The following is an 18,669-nucleotide window of genomic DNA, read 5'->3' on the forward strand; positions in this document are numbered from 1 at the left end:
GGTTCATGCCCACAAGGGACATACTGCGTAGGATATTATAGCAATGGGGCCGGGTTTTGTCAAGCGATTTTGGAAAAGTTTTTTACAAAATCGGCGGAAATTCTTCTACAAAGTAGACCTCGTACCATTCTATAAAACAGTAAAACGCCCACAGTTTCGTCATAGCGTTGGTTTTTCCGGCGCGGTGGGCGTCCAGCAGGGCGCACAGGGCTGCCGTGTCAAAAAAGCGTTCGGCCACCGGGCCGGTAAATTTGGTCCGCACACGCTTGTAATATTCGTCCTGGCACAGCCAGTCGGCCAGCGGCACCGGGAACCCGCGCTTAGGGTTTGCGGCCAGTGCCCCGGGCAGGCGGCGAGCTGCCGCAGCCCGCAAGGCGATCTTGCCGCGCCGCCCGGTGCAGCGGTACCGCCGGGGCAGGCCCAGCGCCACGGCCAGCACCCGCCGGTCCAGAAACGGCACCCGCAGTTCCAGGCTGTGGGCCATGCTCATTCGGTCGGCCTTGCGCAGGATATCCCGGGGCAGCCAGGTCTGCAGATCCACCCATTGCAGGGCTGTCGGCTCATCCAGGCCGCGCACCGCGTCAAAATAAGGCTTGCACCGCCGGGCCGGGCTGGGTGTATTGGACGGGCGCTTCAAATATTTGTCGCGTTCCTGCGCAGTTTCAAACACATAGTTAGCCCGGGCGCAGCGCTGCCACCGGGGCTGGGCACCCCGGCGCAGAAAGCCGCACCCCGGCAGGGCCGCCGCCAACCCGCGCCGCAGGCTGCGGGGCAGCGCCTGCCAGCGCTCGGCCCAGACGGCCTGCCGGTACAGCGGGTACCCGCCGAACAGTTCATCCGCGCCCTCGCCCGAAAGCACCACTTTTACACGCTGCCGTGCGGTTTTGCACAGGAAATACAGCGGCACTTCCGCCGGGTTGGGCATCGGTTCATCCAGATACCACTGGATGGCCCGGTTTGCCGCGAAGAACTCCGCCGCAGTCACGGTCGTCTCGGTCAAGGGCACGCCCAGTGCCCTGGCGGCGGCGCGGGCAGCGGGCAGCTCGGAGTAGCTTTCCTCGGCATAGCCGACCGAAAAGCACTGCACGTTGGGCTGGCTGCGGGCCGTCTCGCGGGTGACGAGGGACGAATCGACGCCGCCGGATAAAAAGCAGCCCACGGCCACATCGGCAATGCGGTGGGCATCGGCGCTCTCGGCCAAAGTCTGGCCGATTTTTTCCGCCCAGGCCCCCAGGCTGCGGCCGCGCCGCGCCCGGAAGCGCGGCGCGGCATAGCGGCGGGTGGTCAGACGGCCATCATGCCAGGTCAGCGTGTGGGCGGGCGGCAGCTCGTACACACCCAAAAACATCGTCTCATCGTCGGGCAGGTACTCCATGCTGAGCCAATCGGGCAGGCGGGCTTCGTTTAGCCGCTTTTCAAAGGCCGGGTGGGCCAGAAAGGCCTTTATCTCGCTGGCAAACAACAGTACATCGCCCTTTTTGTAGTAGTACAGCGGCTTGATGCCAAAGAGGTCGCGGGCGCAGAACAATGTCTCGGCCGTGCGGTCCCACAGGGCAAAGGCGAACATCCCGCGCAGGTGCTTGGGCAGGTCGCCGCCCCAGGCCTCGTAGCCGTGGAGCAGCACCTCGGTGTCGGAGTCGGTAGCAAAGGTATGGCCCCGGGCCGTCAGCTCGGCGTGCAGGGCCTTGTAGTTGTAAATTTCGCCGTTGAACACGACGACAAGGGTGCCGTCCTCGTTGAACATCGGCTGGCCGCCGCCCGCAAGGTCGATGATGGACAGCCGCCGATGGCCCAGCGCGGCGTGGGCGTCGGCGTAGTAGCCCTCGCCGTCCGGCCCGCGGTGGCGGATGAGGTCCGCCATAGCCTGCGCCGTGCGTTTGGCCGCCGCCGGGTCATGCCCGGCGGCGGTGGTAAAGCCGACGATGCCGCACATGGATTCAGCCCCCATTCTTTCGTAATTTTCTGCCGTATCCCGCCTGCCTTGCCGCAAACCAAATCTGCCTTGCCATCCCCTCCCCCGGGGCCAATAAATGGGGATACCCGCGCCCGCGGCGTCGCAGGAGGGCGGCACGGCGCAGGAGCAGCTTGTTGGGGCAATGGCGGCGCACCACGCCCCAGGGGGCCGTGTACCACGCCGCCGGGCGCAGGGCGGGCGGCGTGACCGGACCGCCGAACAGCAGATCCTCCACCAAAGGCCGGGCCAGCGGGGCACCGGCAGCATCGCAGTAATAAGCCGCGCGGCCCTGCCGGGGGTTCAGTTCAAACAGCACCGGCTCGCTGCGGCGGTCGTATTTCAAATCAAAATTGGCAAATCCGCGCCAACCCGCCGTCTGCAAAAGGCCGCGCAGAGCCTCCAGCAAGGCGGTGTCCTGCCGGGCGGGTTCCACCAGCACAGCGGCGTAGTTGCCAATGCCCTCGGGTGTACGCTCCTGCAAAAGGGGCTGCCCCTGCACAAGCCACGGCACACTGCCGTCGGCGGCGCAGTAGGCGTTCACGACCCCCAGCCGCGTATCCGGGCCGGGGATGTACTCCTGCAAAAGCATGGCCCCGCGGTAGCTGCTGCGGGCGGCTGCGGACAAAATCTCCTGCAATTCGGCGGCATCCCGGGCCAGATAGACCTTGCGCTTGCCCGGGAAATGGCAGTTCCACCAGGCAGGCGAGTCAGCAGGCTTGACGACGACCGGCCAGCCGAAGGGCAGCGCGGGCACAATGTCCCCCGGGTATACTGTTATGCTCTGCGGCGTGCGCAGGCCCACGGCGCGGCAGGCGGCGGCAAACTGCTGTTTATCGGCCAGGGCCAGCGCGGCGGGTGGCGGGCAGGCAAAGCGGTACGTCCCCCGCAGTTCGGCGGCACAGCGGGCCATAAGCTGGGTGTAGCCGTCGGCGCAGGAGATGAGCAGCCGCGTTCGGCCGGGGTATTGCTCGGCCAGGCCCAGCAGCGTGGCGGTGAAAACGCTGTCCCGCTCAAACGCTGGGTCCTGGGCGGCCACCTGCACAATACGGCTGTGGGCCAGCGCAGGCAGCGCACGGCGGCAGACGGCCAGGCTGCGCACGCCGTATGTCTCATAAAAGCTGCGGGCCATACCGTAGACATTGGCATCCCCGCCCAGCAGCACCAGCAATATCTGCGGCATAGAAATTCCCCCTTACCGCTAGTGTATGCGGCAAGGGGGCGTTTATTCTTTTTGCCTTCTCTCATAGGGAGAAGGTGGCCCCGCAGGGCCGGATGAGGGGCAGGTATACCACAGCCGCCCGGCAAATGGGTTCTGTTGGCAAGGCTGCCCCTCATCCGCCCTCGGTCGGGGCCTCGGGCACCTTCCCCCAAGGGGGAAGGCACATTATTTCTCTACCAGCGGCATCTCCTCCGTCCATACCCCGCCATTACTGTCCGTCACCCGCACAACGTATTTGGGCGCGGCATCGCCGTCGTACTCCCAGCCGTTGATGACGGCATCATCGTAAAACGTGCCATTCCAGACGCTCTCGGTGCGGGCGGAGCTGCCGTAGCTGTACTCACCCTCGCATTCCAGCGCGGCGGTGGCGGTAGGTTCGCCGGCGTCGCCGTTCAGACGCAGGTCTATTTCCACCTTCGCAATCTGCATCCACGGCGGGGCGTCAACCTGAAGTTCCACCGGGTAGCAGGTCAAGGTCAGATACCGCTTGCCGTTGACCCGGCTGATGTAGTACCCGAAATCCAGGCTGCTGCCCGCCGCACCCCAGACAATCGTCGGCTCGGTCATTTCGTCGTTGAAGTCCACCGTGCCTAAGCCCTCACTGGTGGTCGTACCATCGGCGGTCCACTGCACACTCAAATCGTAGGTGCTGCCCACCGTAAAAACAATCCCCTGCGCCGCAAAGCTGCCGTCGGGCGCGGCGGTCATATCATAGAGCTGCGTGTCGTCGCCGCTGCGCACAGCCAGCCGAGCGGTCATGCCGTCCTGCACCGTGCGCGGTGTGACCTGCACCTGCACAGGCATCCAGCTGCCCGCCGCGTCCCTGTGCAGCTTATCGGCAGGCAGCCAGCGCCAGTCCAGCACGGTGGCCTCGCCCATCCGCACGGCGTCCTGCAATTCGGAGATCTGCGCCGAAAGTTCTGCCTGCTGGGCCGCGTAGCTGGACTGGATGGCCGCATAGTTCTGGTTCAGCGCGGCGATCTGCCGCTCATACTGCCAGGCCACCGCCGCCAGCAGCCCGGCCAGGATAACGACCGCCGCGCCCCCGGCGCAGCCCCACAGTCTGCGGCGGCGCTTTTCCTCGGCGTCGCGGGCGGCCAGCAGGTCCCGCAGTGCATCCAGCGTCACGGCAGGCGCGGCGGGGTCGGCCTGCTCTGCGCCCAGCAGGGCATCCACGCCGGTGCCCAGTTCGGCCGCCAGCACCTGCAAATTGTCCAGCCCCGGCAGGGCGGTGTCCTTCTCCCACTTGCCCAGGGCCTGGCGGCTGACGCCGATGCGCTCGGCCAATGCCTCCTGGCTCAGGCCCTTGGCCCTGCGTGCTGTTTGGATATTCTGCCCCAGTGTCACAGGCTCACCTGCTTTCCGCTTTGATTTGACATAATTTTACCACAGCGTGTGGTAAAATGCCAGCAAGTCAAGTGTACAAAACGGTAACGGCAGGTTGCACTGCCGGGAAAGGATGCTGGAATATGTGCGGAATTGCCGGTTTTATCTCCCCCGCCCGGGCGGACGCCGCAGCACTGGTCCCGATGCTGGCGCGCATCGCCCACCGCGGGCCGGACGGCCAGGGAACGTTTGTGGAGGGACCCGCCGCGCTGGGTCACTGCCGCCTGGCCATTATTGATTTGCAGGGCGGCGCACAGCCGCTGTACAGCGAGGATAAAAATTTCGTCGTCGTGTTCAACGGCGAAATCTACAACTACCGCGAACTGACCGCCGAGCTGACCGCCCTGGGCCACACCTTTGCCACCCGCACCGACACCGAGGTGCTGCTGCACGGGTGGGAGCAGTGGGGCCGCGAACTGCTCCCCCGGTTGCGGGGAATGTTCGCCCTTGCGCTGTGGGACCGCCGGGCGCAGGTGCTTTTCTGCGCCCGGGATATGTTCGGCATAAAGCCGCTCTACTACTGCCGCTGCGCCGACGGCACGCTGCTGTTTGCCAGCGAGATCAAGGCGTTTCTGGATCATCCCTCGTTTGAAAAGCAACTCAACACCGCGCAGCTGCCGCTCTACTTATCCTGCCAGTATTCCCCGGGGCGGGACACGTTTTTTGCCGGGGTGCAAAAGCTGCTGCCCGGGCATTTTCTGGAATTTTCCGAGGGGATCGTGCGCACCACGCGGTGGGTACAGCCCGCCTTTCTGCCAGGCGATACGCCGCCCGCCCCCGATGAGCTGGAAGCCGTGCTGCGCCAAAGTGCCGAGGCCCACAAAATTGCCGACGTCGAGGTCGCTGGGTTCCTCTCCGGCGGGGTGGACTCGGCCTACCTCACGGCATTGGCCCGGCCCGCGCGGACCTACACGATTTCCTATGCAGAGCCGAAGTACGACGAGTCCTTCCCTGCCCGGGCGCTGGCGCGGAATTTGGGGCTGCGGAACCGGGTGCGGTGCATCAGCCCCGGCGAGTTCTGGGACGCCGTACCCGCTGTGCAGTACCACATGGACGAGCCGATGGCCGACGCGGCCGCCGTGGCGCTCTACTTTTTGAACCGTGAGGCCGCCAGGGATGTGAAGGTCGTCCTCTCGGGCGAGGGCGCGGACGAGCTGTTCGGCGGGTATAACATCTACCGCGATCCCTTCACTGCGCGGTGGTATAACCGCCTGCCGCCCTGGCTGCGGGGCGGGCTGGGGGCCGCCGCCAGCCTGCTGCCGCCCGGGCCGGGGGTAAATTTTCTTGTGCGGCGTGGTTTAAGTTTAGAAGAACGTTACTTTGGCCCCACGGCGCTTTTGACCGAGCGGGAAAAGCGCCGCCTGCTGCCCGGGTACGAGGGCGACGGCGACCCGGTCTGCCTGACCGAATCCAGCTGGGACATGACCGAGGATCAGGACCCTGTGACCCGGATGCAGCAGGTAGATCTGCAGCTCTGGCTGGCCGGGGATATTTTGCTGAAAGCCGACAAAATGAGCATGGCCCACAGCCTGGAGCTGCGGGTGCCCTACCTTGATAAAGAAGTCTTTGCCCTGGCCGCCGCGCTGCCCGCCGCCGCCAAGGCCAACGCCCGCATGACAAAAATTGCCCTGCGCCAGGCTGCGGCCCGCACACTGCCCCCGGCGGCTGCCGCCCGGAAAAAGCTGGGTTTCCCGGTGCCGGTGCGGGACTGGCTGCGGCAGGAGCCGTACACCAGCCGGGTGCGGGCCGTATTCAGCCGCCCGGCAGCCGGAGAGTTCTTTAATGTGCGGCTGCTGCATACTATGTTGAACCACCACCTGCACGGCGGCGACTGCTGGCGGCAGATCTGGTGCGTGTACAGTTTTTTGATTTGGTACGAACAGTTTTTTGGAGCGTGATGCCAAATGGACCTGCGGCGGCTTATCCAGAACACCGACTGCCAGCTTGTGCGGGGCGACGCCCTGACCGAGGTGACGGCGCTCTGCTGTGATTCCCGCTGTGCCGGGCCGGGGGCGCTGTTTGTCTGCCTGCCGGGCCGCCACACCGACGGGCGGCAGTTTGCGGCCCAGGCCGTGGCCGCCGGGGCTGTGGCGGTGCTGTGCGCCGGGCCGCCCCCGGACGTGGGCGCGGCCGTGGTAGAGACGGAAAACCCACGCCGCATGATGGCGGTTTTGGCGGCGCGGCTCTGCGGTGAACCGGCCCGCGCCATGACGATGATCGGCGTGACCGGCACGAAGGGCAAGACGACGACGGCCCACCTGCTGGCGGCCATTTTGCAGGCCGATGGGCGGCGGGTCGGGTTGGTGGGCACCAACGGCGTCTGCTGGCCCGGCCATCGCCACGATTTGAACCACACAACGCCGGAAAGCTGTGACTTGCAGGCGCTTTTGCGCCGCATGGCCGACGACGGCTGCGACACCTGCGTGATGGAAGTTTCAAGCCTGGGGATGAAGTTTGACCGCGCGGCGGGGATAGAGTTTGACGTAGGCGTGTTCACGAACCTGTCGCCCGACCACATCGGCCCCGGTGAGCACGCGGATTTTGCCGAGTATCTGCACTGGAAAGCCGCGCTGTTTCAGCAGTGCCGCGCGGGAGTTTTCAACATCGACGACCCCTGGGTGGGGAAAATCGTGGACGGTGTCTCCTGCCGCGTCGTAACCTACGGCACGGTCCCCGGGGCCGATGTGCGGGCCGATAGCAATTTTACTCTGACACGGGAGGGCGGTCGGCTGGGCGCGGCCTTCACGGTGGACGGTGTGCGGTACACCGTGGGGATGCCCGGGGCGTTCAGCGTGCAGAACGCCCTGGCTGCCCTGGCTGCAGCGCGGGTGCTGGGCGCGGGCGAGGACGCGATACGCCGGGGGCTGGCCGCCGCCGTGGTGCAGGGCCGGGTGGAGCCTGTGGCCGTGGACGCACCGTTCACGGTGCTGATCGACTACGCCCACAACGAGGCCGCCGCCGAGAGCCTGCTGCGCACGCTGCGGGCCTACACTCCGGCGCGGCTGGTGGCGGTGTTCGGCTGCGGTGGCGAGCGGAGCCGGCTGCGGCGGTTCGGTATGGGGTCCGTCTGCGCCCGGCTGGCGGATTTCTGCGTCATTACCGAGGACAACAGCCGCAGTGAGCCGGTGGAGCATATTTTGGCGGATATCCGGGCGGGGCTGAAACTTGGCAACCCGGCCACCCCCTTTGCCGAGATACCGGACCGGCGGCAGGCCATTTACTACGCGCTGGCCCACGCCCAGCCCGGGGATATCGTGGCGATTTTAGGCAAGGGCCACGAGACGACGATAGAACGCAATGGGGTCAAGGAGCCGTTTGTGGAAAGTGAGATCGTGGAAGAGTATTGGGATAGCAAAAGGGCGGTCTTGCGCTGAAGGCAAGGCCGCGAAACGTATTAAATCATCGCTCTGTAGGAGTCGGCGTCCCCGACGACCCGCGGGTGACGCAGACACCCCGTTCACGGGCGCTTGTAGGGCGGCCAGCCCTCTGGCCGCCGCGGAGGGGTCAAGACCCCTCCCTGCAAATCTACCGCAAAAGGGGTTGCAACGGCAAAGTTACGGGCCGGGCATGCCCGGCCCCTACCGCACAGCAAAAAACACCCCTGCGCCATCCCAAAACGGCGCAGGGGTGTTGCCTATCCTTGTAAAATCAGACCAACTTATACAGCCGCCCGCTGAACGGTGCCAGCGTCAGCTTCAGCTTGCCTTCGCACGCCTTACCCACAAGCCGCTTCGGCTTCTCGGTCTGGCCGCCGAAGCACTGCCAATCCGTGTCCAGAATCGGCGTCAGCCTGCCCGAGCGGGGCAGTGTCAGCTCGTACTCTTTCAGCTCCGTATCGCCGAAGTTGAACGCCGCCAGCACCGCGCCGTCATGGCCCTCACGCCAGATGGCACAGGCGTCCAGCTCGGGGTGCCGGCAGTCCAGCCACTGGAACGCCGCCGGGTCGTACTCACGACTCCAGAACGCCTCGTTGGCGCAGTACGCCTCGTTCAGCGCCTTGCGGTAGCGGTGGAAATCGTCGTGGCTCGGGTATTTCAGCACCATCCAGTCCTGCTCGCGGCTCTCGTCAAACTCGCGCAGCTGCGCGAATTCGTTGCCCATAAAGTCCAACATCTTGCCCGGGTGGATAGCCATGTACAGGTACAGCGCCCGCGCCTGGGGGAACTTGCCCTCGTAGTCGCCGTACATTTTTTGCACGATGGTCGCCTTGCCGTGGACGTTCTCGTCGTGGCTGAAGGGCAGGATGTAGTGCTCATTCCAGGCGTACATCATCGAGAAGGTCAGCTTGCCCAAGTTCTCCCGCCGCTCGTCCGGGGTCTTTTTAAAGTAGTCTAGGGTATCGTTCATCCAGCCTAGATCCCACTTGTAGTCAAAGCCCAGGCCGCCGTACTCGACCGGCGCGGTCACTTTCGGGAAGCTGGTGGAGTCCTCAGCAATCAGGATGGCCGTGGGGTGGCGCTGCTGCAAACCGCAGTTCATGCCCTTCAAAAAGTCCAGCGTCGAGCCATTGACGCCGCGGTTCGGGTCGCCCTGCCAGTAGATGAGCCGGGACACCGCGTCCATGCGCAGGCCGTCGGCATGGAACACCCGCAGCCAGTAATCGGCGCAGGACTGGATGAAGCACTGGATCTCGCCGCGGGAGTGCATGAAGTTACAGCTGCCCCACTCGCTCTGGCCCACAGCGGCTGCCGGGTACTCATACAGCGGTGTACCGTCAAATTCTTTCAAGCCGTAGGCGTCCACGGCAAAGTGAACCGGTACAAAATCCAGAATAACGCCGATGCCCTGCTTGTGGCAGGCGTTGACAAATTCGGCCAGCTCGTCCGGCGTGCCGTAGCGGCTGGTGGGGGCAAAAAAGCCGGTGATCTGGTAGCCCCAGCTGCCGTCGAAGGGGTGCTCGGCCAGGGGCATGAGTTCAATGTGGGTGAAGCCGTTCTCCCTGCAGTAGGCGGGCAGCAGCTCGGCCAGTTCGGCGTAGGTATACCAGCTGCCGTCCTCCTTCTGCCGCCAGCTGCCGGCATGGACCTCGTAGATATTCAGCGGTTTATCGAAGCATTTTGTGCGTGCCTGCATCCATTGGTCGTCGTCAAAGCCCTGCGGGCGGTCGGACACGATGCTGCGGCCGTCGGGGCGCAGTGTCATAGCCGTGCCGTAGGGGTCGCAGTGGGCCACGCTCTGGCCGTTTGCGCCGCGCACCCAATACTGGTAGACCATACCCGCGTTCACACCGGGGGCGTCGCATTCCCACACGGCGGACTGGGTGCGGTGCAGGTCAAAGGTGCCGATCTCGGTCTCGACGGCGATATGCTGCGCGGACGGTGCCCACACTGCAAAATGTGTGCCGCCGAAATAGGTATGCGCCCCGAAAAATTCATACGCATCAAAGGCGTGCCCGGTGTAAAAATCCTGCATATTCATGATGAAAGTCTCCTATTGTAAGGATGCCTTCCCCCCTGGGGGAAGTTGTCAGCGGCCCCGACCGCTGACTGATAAGGGGGCGGCGGTTCCGTCATAGCCCGGTAATGGATTGCTGCGGGAAGTCTGCCCCTCATCCGCCCCTTCGGGGCACCTTCCCCCCTCAGGGGAAGGCCTTTCTCTAAAAAAATTGTACCACACCCAAAGGTGTGGTACAACCTACAATTTTGAACACGGTGTCCAAAATTTAAATTTTCAGCAAAACCCGTGCAATGTTGAAGTAGACCAGCAGCGTCGTGGTATCGACGATGGTGGTGATAAGCGGCGACGCCATGACGGCCGGGTCCATCTTGAACTTTTCGGCCACAACAGGCAGCAGGCCGCCGATCAGCTGGGACAGGATGACCGTGCAGACCAGCGTCAGGCAGACGACCGCTGCCACAGGAGCTTTGATGCCGTCCAGGAAAATCAGTTTGGCAAAGTTGCACAGCGCCAGCGTGCCGCCGCAGAGGATGGCAATGCGGAACTCGCGCCACAGAATCTTCGGCAGGTCGTGGGGCTCAATGTCACCGACGGCCAGGCCGCGGATGATGGTGGAAGTACTCTGGCTGCCCGCGTTGCCGCCTGCGTCGGTCAGCATCGGGATGTAGGCGGTCAGCACCGTCACGGCGGCGAGGGCATCCTCATACCCGCGGATGACCATGCTGGAGAAGGTGGAGGAAATCATCAGGAACAGCAGCCACGGCGCACGACTTTTGTACAGATCCCACATAGACTGTTTAAAGTAAGGCTTGTCCGACGGGCCGATAGCGTTCATCTTGGCGATATCTTCGCTGGCCTCGTCCTGCATGATCGAGATAGCGTCGTCGATGGTGACGATACCGACCAGACGCTTCTCGTTGTCCACAACGGGAATAGCCAGGTAGCCGTACTTCTCGAACATCTGGGAGACGTCCTCCTGGTCGGTGGTGGTGGCAACGCTGACGACGTTGTCATCCATCATGTCGCGGATGATCTCGTTCTGCGGATCCTTCGAGAGGACCAGTGCGCGCAGGGAGACGACGCCGATGAGGGTGCGGTCACGGTCGGTGACGTAGCAGTTGTTGATGGTCTCCTTGTCAAAGCCGTTCTTGCGGATGGCGTCCATGGCCTGGGCCACGGTCCAGTCGGGGCGCAGCTCCATCAGCTCGGTGGTCATGACGCCGCCGGCGGAGTCCTCGGGGTATTTGAGCAGTTCGTTGATCATGCGGCGGGTCGCGGGGTCCGCCTGGCCAAGGATACGCTTGACCACATTGGCGGGCATTTCCTCGACCAAATCCGTCGCATCATCGACGAACAGGTCGTCCACAACAGCCTTCAATTCCTTATCGGTCAGGCCGTCGATGAGGTTCTGCTGGGTCTCGGGGGTAAGCTCGGCAAAAATCTCGGCCGCCAGGTCCTTGGGACACAGGCGGAACAGCACCGGAAGCTTCTCCGGCGGGAGATCCTCAAACACGGCGGCCAGATCGGGCGCGGGCAGGGTGGACATAACATCGCGCAGGCTCTGGTACTTTTTGGCATCGTCCAGGTTGGCCAGCATCGTGCGGAGGGTCAGGATCGCGGTATCAGACATAAAAAAGCTGCCTCCTTTTCAGGCGGCAGCCAAGCACATTTGGTTTTGGGCAACGCAAAACAGAGCAACACCGTGGGTTATGGCTAACACACAGTTTGCTTTGATGCGCCCCTAAAAATATGGTGGCTGCCGTTATTTAAGATACATCGGTACACAGGACTGGGACTGGGGGTATCCATTGTGACAACCACCTCACATATATTTGAATTTTTACCATAAGGCGCTATTCGCACCTATATTTACTTTACCATCCAAAGCCGAATTAGTCAACGGTAAATTTCGGCATTTTGAGAAAAAATTCAGAAAGACAATCATAAGCAGCATAAATACACAGGGGAGACAGCGTGCCGCGTGTCTCCCCTGCAAAATTCTTTCTTGTCACAGAATATACAGCATATCGTCCGCATCTTTTTCTATCCTGCGCCATTCTTCATCAAGATACTGCTGTATAAATTCTTCCTTTGCGCGGGCAATAAACCTGCTGTCCGTATAAAGGCGCGAGACAGTTACCACCAAGCCCCCAATGTCCAACAACTTTGCATCTTTTGTAAATGCGGCTACGGCTGTATTTCCTGCAGCAGATAGCATGTTAGCGTACAGCAGGATTTTCCGGATACGTACCTCATACAGTTTCCGTTCTCCGTCCCTTTCTTCGTTGTAATACAGCCCGTGCAAAAGGCCGATCACCATGTTGATCAGAATCGACAAAACAGCCGACGCACTTTCCAAGCCTGTATCTCTGGCAAAGCACAGGAAATCATACTGACTTGCGTACAACTCTCCCGCCAATGTCTCATGAAAGCTGCCAAGCAGCGGAACCGGCAATCCTTCCTTCGTAAACAGATCCGACGCATAATGCACCGCCTGCCGGAAAAGTGCCGCAGGCAAAAGATGCGGGTCAGCTTGAATCCGCCCCGCCGTTTCCTCAATCAGCAGGGGTAGTGGTATAAGCGGCGGCTGCACATAGCCCTTTTCCACGCGGTAGGTGCGCAGGTCGCTCAACGTCATCGTATTCGTCAAAATGTTCGCTGTACCGAACACCCAACCCAGTATCGGGTCGTGTCCCAATGTTTTACAGCGGTGATTTGTACCGCCGATTCCCAGTCCGAGCGCTGCCGTGCCCTTGATCGTGTCATAAGGTACGCCTGACTCAATGATTTCTATCCAGGTTTTCCCTTCCGACTGTCTCATACGGTGTCCCTGGCTCTTCTTTTCCGCAGCCCATCCGCCGGGGTTGCTTCCTGTACGCTTGTGCTTTTCTACAAAGGCATCCTTGTATTTTTTTACGTGCGCGTCTCCTTCCTTATCAGTCAGCCGTTTTGACAGGTCATAGGGCTCACCGATTTTGGGAGTCAGCACCCACCGCAGCGTTTGCAGAGCTGCTGCCACCAACAATACCGCTGTATCGGTTGTGTTAAGACCCGTACACTTCTGGAATTCTTCGTCGATGCGCTCTAAATCCCGGTAGGCCTGTTGGAATTCGGCTTCTGTCAGAAAATCCTCCAGCTCGGGGGCATCCGTTACCTGCTTTTCGGCTTGTGCTACGATGGCGTCCCAGCTTTCCGTCACGGGGACGGGTACTGCCGCATTGTTTTCCCCGTATTTCCGTGGTGCTTGGGGCAGCGTATAACCCAGTGATTGCAGCAGCTCCTCGCTATCCTTGATTCGTGCAACCAGCGAAGCATTCCCCTGCTTCAATTGGGCAGCCATATCGTTTAGCTGCTCCTGCTGGTATTTCAACACCTTATTGACGTCTTTTTCGCCTGCCGTATATTGATAGCTCCCCATTGCTGTACTCCTGCTTTAGCTCTTGTTAAGTCGCATAGCCCAGGTCGTGTTTCAAATCACGAATGGCCTGGCTCAGCAAAATATTCAAGCTCTCCAAATACTCCTGGCGTTCCTTGCTGGCATTCAGCTCCGCTCTTTGCGCTTTTATAATCGCCTGATGCTTTTTGAGCACCTCTTGATACAGCCTCTCTTTTTCCTGGCGCAGCTGTTTGCTTTTCAAGTGTGCCGTCAGGCCGACACCACCCGCCGCCAAAAGGGCAACAGGTGCAGCCAGCACAAAAACACCTGCAACCATACCGCCGCCGACAACGGCCCCAGCCGTTGCCAGCCCCGAGGTAATGCCTGCCGCTGACAGTCCTACCGTTCCCAGACCATACAGCGCCGCAAAGGAAGCTGCACCGCCAATTCCCGCGCCAAAAGCTCCCGCCAGCACCTCCGGGATCGCACTTTCACGAATCGTGCGCTTCGGATCATCCAGCGCAGCAGCAGCCTCATTTACAACATTAACAACCTGCTGCAGGGCCTCGACGCTCTGGAACCTCATATCCTTCTTTTTTGTAATGTAGCCGCTCATAAAAGTTCACCTCATTGAGTTAAAATATTGGCTCTTGTTCATATTATAATAAACATATTTACTAATGTCAAGGATGTCAAAATTGTTCATGCTACCATATTCTAAAGTCATTTAAGAAAGGGAGAGTATGGCATGGACTATATCCGCCGGATGCGTGACCTGCGCGAGGATGCCGACATGACGCAGGCACAGGTCGCCGCTATATTGGGCACATCCCAGACAATGTACGCCCGCTATGAGCGCGGGGCCAATGAACTGCCAATTCACCATCTTATCAAGTTGTGTGAGCTGTATCATGTTTCCAGCGATTATTTTCTGGGACTGAACGATGAAATCAAAAAGCAATGAGCCTTGACCCAAAATCAACGCTCATTGCTTTTTATTTTGCACGTCTCTGCCACCTGTGGTATACTAGGGTACATTCCCACAACAGCTCACAGGAGGCATTGGGTAGACGTCGTTGCGCAGAAGATTACTTTTGCTTAAAGCAGCGCACTACTTTGGGGGCCGCACCCGGCGGGGCGTCGAGGACGCCGCCCCCTACAAATATGCGGTAACACAAATAAAAAGCCGACTCCCGGCAACTGGCGGGTCGATGCAAGCATCGACCCCTACAGTGTACCGGGAGTCGGCAGTTCTTTTATTTTACGGCAGGGCTTACGCCATCAGTTCCTTAACAGTCTCGGCCAGCTTCTCGTCCTTGCAGGCGGGGAAGAAATACTCAGCGAAATGCTCGCCGGCGAAAGCGCCCTTGACCAGGTCGCGGTCCAGATCCTTCAGGATGTCAGACAGGTCGCGGAAGGCAACAGTGCGCACGCCGTCCAGAATCTTCTTGTTGCGCTGCTCGGGCACAACGCGCTCCTTGGGGTAGCCCTGGCCGTGGCCGAAGCCGAACAGCTTTTCGAAGATGTACTCGAGGTTCAGCTCGCCGCCCCAGCCAAAGCCCTTGGCGAAGGGTAGGGCCACCGCGTTGCCGTCGTTGACGTGGGCGAAGGTGTAGGCATCGACCGGATCCTCGACATGGCCGCAGATGACACCGGGGAAACTGTTCAGTGCCAGCATAGCGCCTTCGCCGGTGCCGCAGCCGGTGATGACATAGTCGGCCGCGCCGGAGTTCAGCAGCACAGCGGCCAGGATGCCGTTCTGCACGTAGGTCAGCTGGGCGGCATCATCGGCGGCATACATGCCGTAGTTGACGACCTCGTGGCCCATCGGCTCCACGACCTTGCGCAGGGTTGCTTCAATCAGGGCGTTCTTGGCGGCCTGACTGTTTTCGTTGATCAGCGCGATTTTCATATTTTTTCTCCTTTACGTGTATTTTATCGGATCAACTGACGGAAATACGTTGTGTTGATGCTCTTATCGTTCTTGGCCATCTTGGCAATGCAGCCGTCCAGCGTGCGGGCCACATCGTCCAGGCTGCGCCAGCTGGCGGCCTGGGGCTTGACTTCTTCTTCCAGCCAGGGGCCGACGTCGGTGTGGGAACACGCCCCCTCGATGAGGTACGCACCGGGGCGGCCCTCCTGGGTCTGCGGCTCGTAGCCGTCGGCGCTGCCCATCATCGTCATGACGAACTGGCCCTTGCGGTTGCGCCCGCCCACAATAAGGCGCACGCCCACCGGCTGCACCTGCACGGTGGCGGCCTTATCGCGCATGATTTTGACGATTTTTTCCAGCGTCAGGTACTGGGGCTGGTACTCGTCCACGGCGTTGATGATCTGCACGGCGGCCAACGTATCGCCCGCAAAACCAACCATGACGTTGCGGTTGATCTTGCGCACCTTGGGCAGGTCGTTCTTGATGACGTGGGGCTTGTCGCCGGTGATGGGTTCCTCAACAAAACGGCCATCGCTGACCATGGCGCAGAATGCGTCACTGCAAACAGCTAAAATAGCACTCATAATTTTTTCGTTCCTTTGCTTTTAATAGGGTACTTGTATTGTAGCACGAAATTTGCGCGGGTGCAATGGGTGCTTGACTTAACCTGCGGTGTGCGGTATGCTAATAACAGAAAAGGCGCTGCGACAAGCGGTTGGCCCTTTCGGTGAATATGTTAAAAGGTTAGCCTAATAACCGTCACCTGCCGGGGTGGCGGTTATTGCTTTTTACAACTAAGCCCAAAGTAAAGGTCTTGCGACCGATATAGAACGTAAATGTAAATCGCATGGTCTCACCTCCTTTCGGGGGTGGGGCCAACCGCCTGCCGTTGTGTGCAGCGCCTTACCGCCTGTTGAAGCAGGCGGTTTTTGTGTTATACCAGAGTTTTCGACGATATGCAAGCAAAGCTGCTCGCAGGAGAACCTTCCCCCGCGGGCAGCCTTTTACTTTATCGAGCTTGTAGGGGCCGGGCATGCCCGGCCCTGCCGTATAAGGCAGACGAGTGCTTGCGGAAAGCCGCGGGCCGCACATATGCGGCCCCTACAGGGCAACTCTTATTTAGTGATTCTTGTAATAATTGATGAGGCATCCGTCCGCCAGGATCTGCCGCTCGGCATCGGTCATAGCGCCGAGGCTGACTGTAAAGTGAACTACGCTGCCGTCCGGCTTTACGGCGATGGCGGTCAACTCGTCATCGGCATTCAGCAGGGCCTTGCGCACGCCGGGCAGGTAGACATAATCCCCATTGTCCAGCACAGTGGGATCCTTCATCAGGAAGGGCAGCATGCCCCAGTTGATGCAGTTGGAGCGGTAGCGCTTGGTGGCGTACTCGCAGGCAAAGTTTGCCGCACCGCCCAGAACGCGCTGGCAGCTGGCGGCCTGCTCGCGGGCAGAGCCGTCGCCGGGCTTATTGGCGAAAATCGCCGAGCCGATGTTGGTATTTGCCGCATCGGGCGTGTAGCCCAGCTTCTTCAAATCATCGTAGACACGCGCGATCTCAGCGGGCAGAGCGCCTGCGCGGCGCTCCTCATCCAGCGCCTTGACAGCCTTGGCGTTCGGCACATAGGCCGGATCCTTGCGGGAGAGGGTGAACTCCGCCAGGCGCAGCGGGTTAGAGCGGAAGGACGACGTCTCGCCCGAGGGAATCAGCTCATCGGTGGTGGTGACCGGGTCGGTGATGTAGCTGACGATCTTCACGAGCAAATCATCCGTCAGGGCGGGCTGTTCGGGCCAGTCCTTGATGTTCGGGCCGAATTTCAGCTCGAAGTCCGGCTCCGAATGGCCCCAGCCGTTGTATACGCGCTTGTCGTAGACGCCCTGCTCAAAGTGGTATTCGGGCAGGGTGTACTCTGCATCGGTCAGCTCACTGGCAGCGGTCAGGTAGCCGCCGTTGGCTGCGGTGGCCGCAATGGAGCGAGCGTCCATCAGCGCCACAGCGCTGATCTGACCCTCACCGGGCTTCGAGCCCTCGCGGTTGGGGAAGTTGCGGGTCGTATGGCGGATCGAGAATTCGCCGTTGGCGGGGGTATCGCCCGCGCCGAAGCAGGGGCCGCAGAAGCACTCGCGGAAGATGCCGCCGGCCGAGACAATGTCGGCCACCGCGCCGTTCTTGACCAGTTCCAGGTAGGTCGGCATACTGTCGGGGTAGACGCTGAACTTGAACTCGCCGTTGCCGCAGCTCTTGCCTTTGATGATATCCGCCACGGCACAGATATTCTCATACGTGCCGCCGGAGCAGCCCGCGACCACGCCCTGATCCACATAGATGCGGCCATCGGCGCAGATTTTGCCCACAAGGTCCATCTCGACCTTGCCGCCCAGCTGCTTGTTGGCCTGGTCCTGAGCCGCCTGCAGGATTTCCTTTGCGTTGGCTTTCAGCTCGCGGATGGGGTAGGCGTAGCTCGGGTGCATCGGCAGGGCGATCATGCACTCAATGGTGGACAGATCCAGCTCGATGCAGCCGTCGTAGTAGGCTACATCGGCAGGTTTCAACTCTTTGTAGGCCTCCGGGCGGTTGTGCTGCTCGAAGTATTGTTTCGTAACATCGTCTGTCTGCCAGATGGAGGACCAGCAGGTTGTCTCGGTGGTCATGACGTCGATGCCGTTGCGGTAATCGGCGCTCAGATTGGCAACGCCGGGGCCGACAAACTCCATGACCTTATTTTTCACATAGCCGTTGGCGTAGGTGGCGGCCACCAGCGCCAGCGCGACGTCATGGGGGCCGACACCGGGGTTCGGCTTGCCGGTCAGATAGATGGCGACCACGCCGGGGTAGGCCATGTCGTAGGTGCGGCCGACCAGCTGCTTGGCCAGCTCGCCGCCGCCCTCGCCGACGGCCATGGTGCCCAGCGCACCGTAGCGGGTGTGGGAGTCAGAGCCGAGGATCATCCGCCCGCAGCCCGACATCATTTCCCGGTTGTAGCTGTGGATGACGGCCATATTCGGCGGGACATAGATGCCGCCGTACTTGTGCGCGGCGGAGAGGGCAAACTGGTGGTCGTCCTCGTTGATGGTGCCGCCCACGGCGCAGAGGCTGTTGTGGCAGTTCGTCATGACGTAGGGCAGCGGAAATTCCTTCATGCCGGAGGCGCGGGCCGTCTGGATGATGCCGACATAAGTAATGTCGTGGCTGGTCATCGAGTCGAATTTCATGCGCAGATCCTGCATGGAATCGCTGGTATTATGGGCCTTGAGGATGCCGTAGGCGATGGTGCCCTTGCGGGCTTCGTCAGCCGTGACCCCTGCCGGGGCAGCGGTCTGCGGCACGCCATGGACAAGATAAACGCCGGTATCGTGCAGTTTCATGGGAGAACCCTCCATATTATATGTATCGCCAAAGCCTT

At 61.1% G+C, this 18,669-nt stretch carries 13 protein-coding genes; 3 read left to right on the forward strand and 10 right to left on the reverse strand.

All coding sequences use genetic code 11. The annotated features are described in order from the left end of the window. Positions 1–82: 82 nt before the first annotated feature. From asnB (GPK89_RS09265) to GPK89_RS09275, 3 genes are all read right to left on the reverse strand, one after another. Positions 83–1,933, reverse strand: coding sequence for an asparagine synthase (glutamine-hydrolyzing) (gene asnB / locus GPK89_RS09265; RefSeq protein WP_215692573.1), 1,851 nt, complete (start codon positions 1,931–1,933; stop codon positions 83–85). 4 nt (positions 1,934–1,937) lie between these two features. Next, positions 1,938–3,134 carry a hypothetical protein gene (locus GPK89_RS09270; protein WP_215692574.1) on the reverse strand — a complete coding sequence of 399 codons (1,197 nt, stop codon included), beginning with the start codon at positions 3,132–3,134 and terminating at the stop codon, positions 1,938–1,940. Between the two features lie 204 nt (positions 3,135–3,338). After that, complete coding sequence (locus GPK89_RS09275; RefSeq protein WP_215692575.1) at positions 3,339–4,520, reverse strand: helix-turn-helix domain-containing protein; 1,182 nt, start codon at positions 4,518–4,520, stop codon at positions 3,339–3,341. 122 nt (positions 4,521–4,642) lie between these two features. Between GPK89_RS09275 and asnB (GPK89_RS09280) the strand changes: the two genes are divergently transcribed. Continuing rightward, positions 4,643–6,457 (forward strand): asparagine synthase (glutamine-hydrolyzing), encoded by a 1,815-nt coding sequence (gene asnB, locus GPK89_RS09280; RefSeq protein WP_215692576.1) that lies wholly within the window; start codon positions 4,643–4,645, stop codon positions 6,455–6,457. Between the two features lie 6 nt (positions 6,458–6,463). After that, positions 6,464–7,933 carry a UDP-N-acetylmuramoyl-L-alanyl-D-glutamate--2,6-diaminopimelate ligase gene (locus tag GPK89_RS09285; RefSeq protein WP_215692577.1) on the forward strand — a complete coding sequence of 490 codons (1,470 nt, stop codon included), beginning with the start codon at positions 6,464–6,466 and terminating at the stop codon, positions 7,931–7,933. Between the two features lie 274 nt (positions 7,934–8,207). On the opposite strand, the gene glgB is transcribed toward GPK89_RS09285, so the two are convergent. The 4 genes from glgB to GPK89_RS09305 all read right to left on the reverse strand — a co-directional run bounded on the left by glgB (position 8,208) and on the right by GPK89_RS09305 (position 13,948). Next, a complete protein-coding gene (gene glgB, locus GPK89_RS09290) occupies positions 8,208–9,977 on the reverse strand; it encodes a 1,4-alpha-glucan branching protein GlgB (protein WP_215692578.1) in 1,770 nt (589 codons plus the stop codon). A 244-nt stretch (positions 9,978–10,221) separates the two neighbouring features. Continuing rightward, complete coding sequence (gene mgtE / locus GPK89_RS09295; RefSeq protein ID WP_215692579.1) at positions 10,222–11,586, reverse strand: magnesium transporter; 1,365 nt, start codon at positions 11,584–11,586, stop codon at positions 10,222–10,224. A 378-nt stretch (positions 11,587–11,964) separates the two neighbouring features. Then, positions 11,965–13,374: a hypothetical protein gene (locus GPK89_RS09300; protein WP_215692580.1), complete on the reverse strand. Its 1,410-nt coding sequence runs from the start codon at positions 13,372–13,374 to the stop codon at positions 11,965–11,967. 25 nt (positions 13,375–13,399) lie between these two features. Beyond that, the gene (locus GPK89_RS09305; protein WP_215692581.1) at positions 13,400–13,948 is read right to left on the reverse strand and encodes a hypothetical protein; all 549 of its coding nucleotides are present in this window, start codon (positions 13,946–13,948) and stop codon (positions 13,400–13,402) included. Between the two features lie 132 nt (positions 13,949–14,080). Here GPK89_RS09305 and GPK89_RS09310 point away from each other — a divergent pair, with 132 nt between their 5' ends. Continuing rightward, positions 14,081–14,296 (forward strand): helix-turn-helix domain-containing protein, encoded by a 216-nt coding sequence (locus tag GPK89_RS09310; RefSeq protein ID WP_215692582.1) that lies wholly within the window; start codon positions 14,081–14,083, stop codon positions 14,294–14,296. Positions 14,297–14,605: 309 nt separating this feature from the next. On the opposite strand, the gene GPK89_RS09315 is transcribed toward GPK89_RS09310, so the two are convergent. The 3 genes from GPK89_RS09315 to GPK89_RS09325 all read right to left on the reverse strand — a co-directional run bounded on the left by GPK89_RS09315 (position 14,606) and on the right by GPK89_RS09325 (position 18,631). Beyond that, positions 14,606–15,244, reverse strand: a complete 639-nt coding sequence (locus GPK89_RS09315; protein ID WP_215692583.1) for an RpiB/LacA/LacB family sugar-phosphate isomerase — start codon at positions 15,242–15,244, stop codon at positions 14,606–14,608. Positions 15,245–15,267: 23 nt separating this feature from the next. Further along, positions 15,268–15,849, reverse strand: a complete 582-nt coding sequence (locus GPK89_RS09320) for a hypothetical protein (RefSeq protein WP_215692584.1) — start codon at positions 15,847–15,849, stop codon at positions 15,268–15,270. Between the two features lie 535 nt (positions 15,850–16,384). Next, positions 16,385–18,631 carry a hydratase gene (locus tag GPK89_RS09325; protein WP_215692585.1) on the reverse strand — a complete coding sequence of 749 codons (2,247 nt, stop codon included), beginning with the start codon at positions 18,629–18,631 and terminating at the stop codon, positions 16,385–16,387. Positions 18,632–18,669 lie beyond the last annotated feature (38 nt).

This window comes from Gemmiger formicilis (assembly GCF_018784445.1).
GTDB lineage: Bacteria > Bacillota > Clostridia > Oscillospirales > Ruminococcaceae > Gemmiger.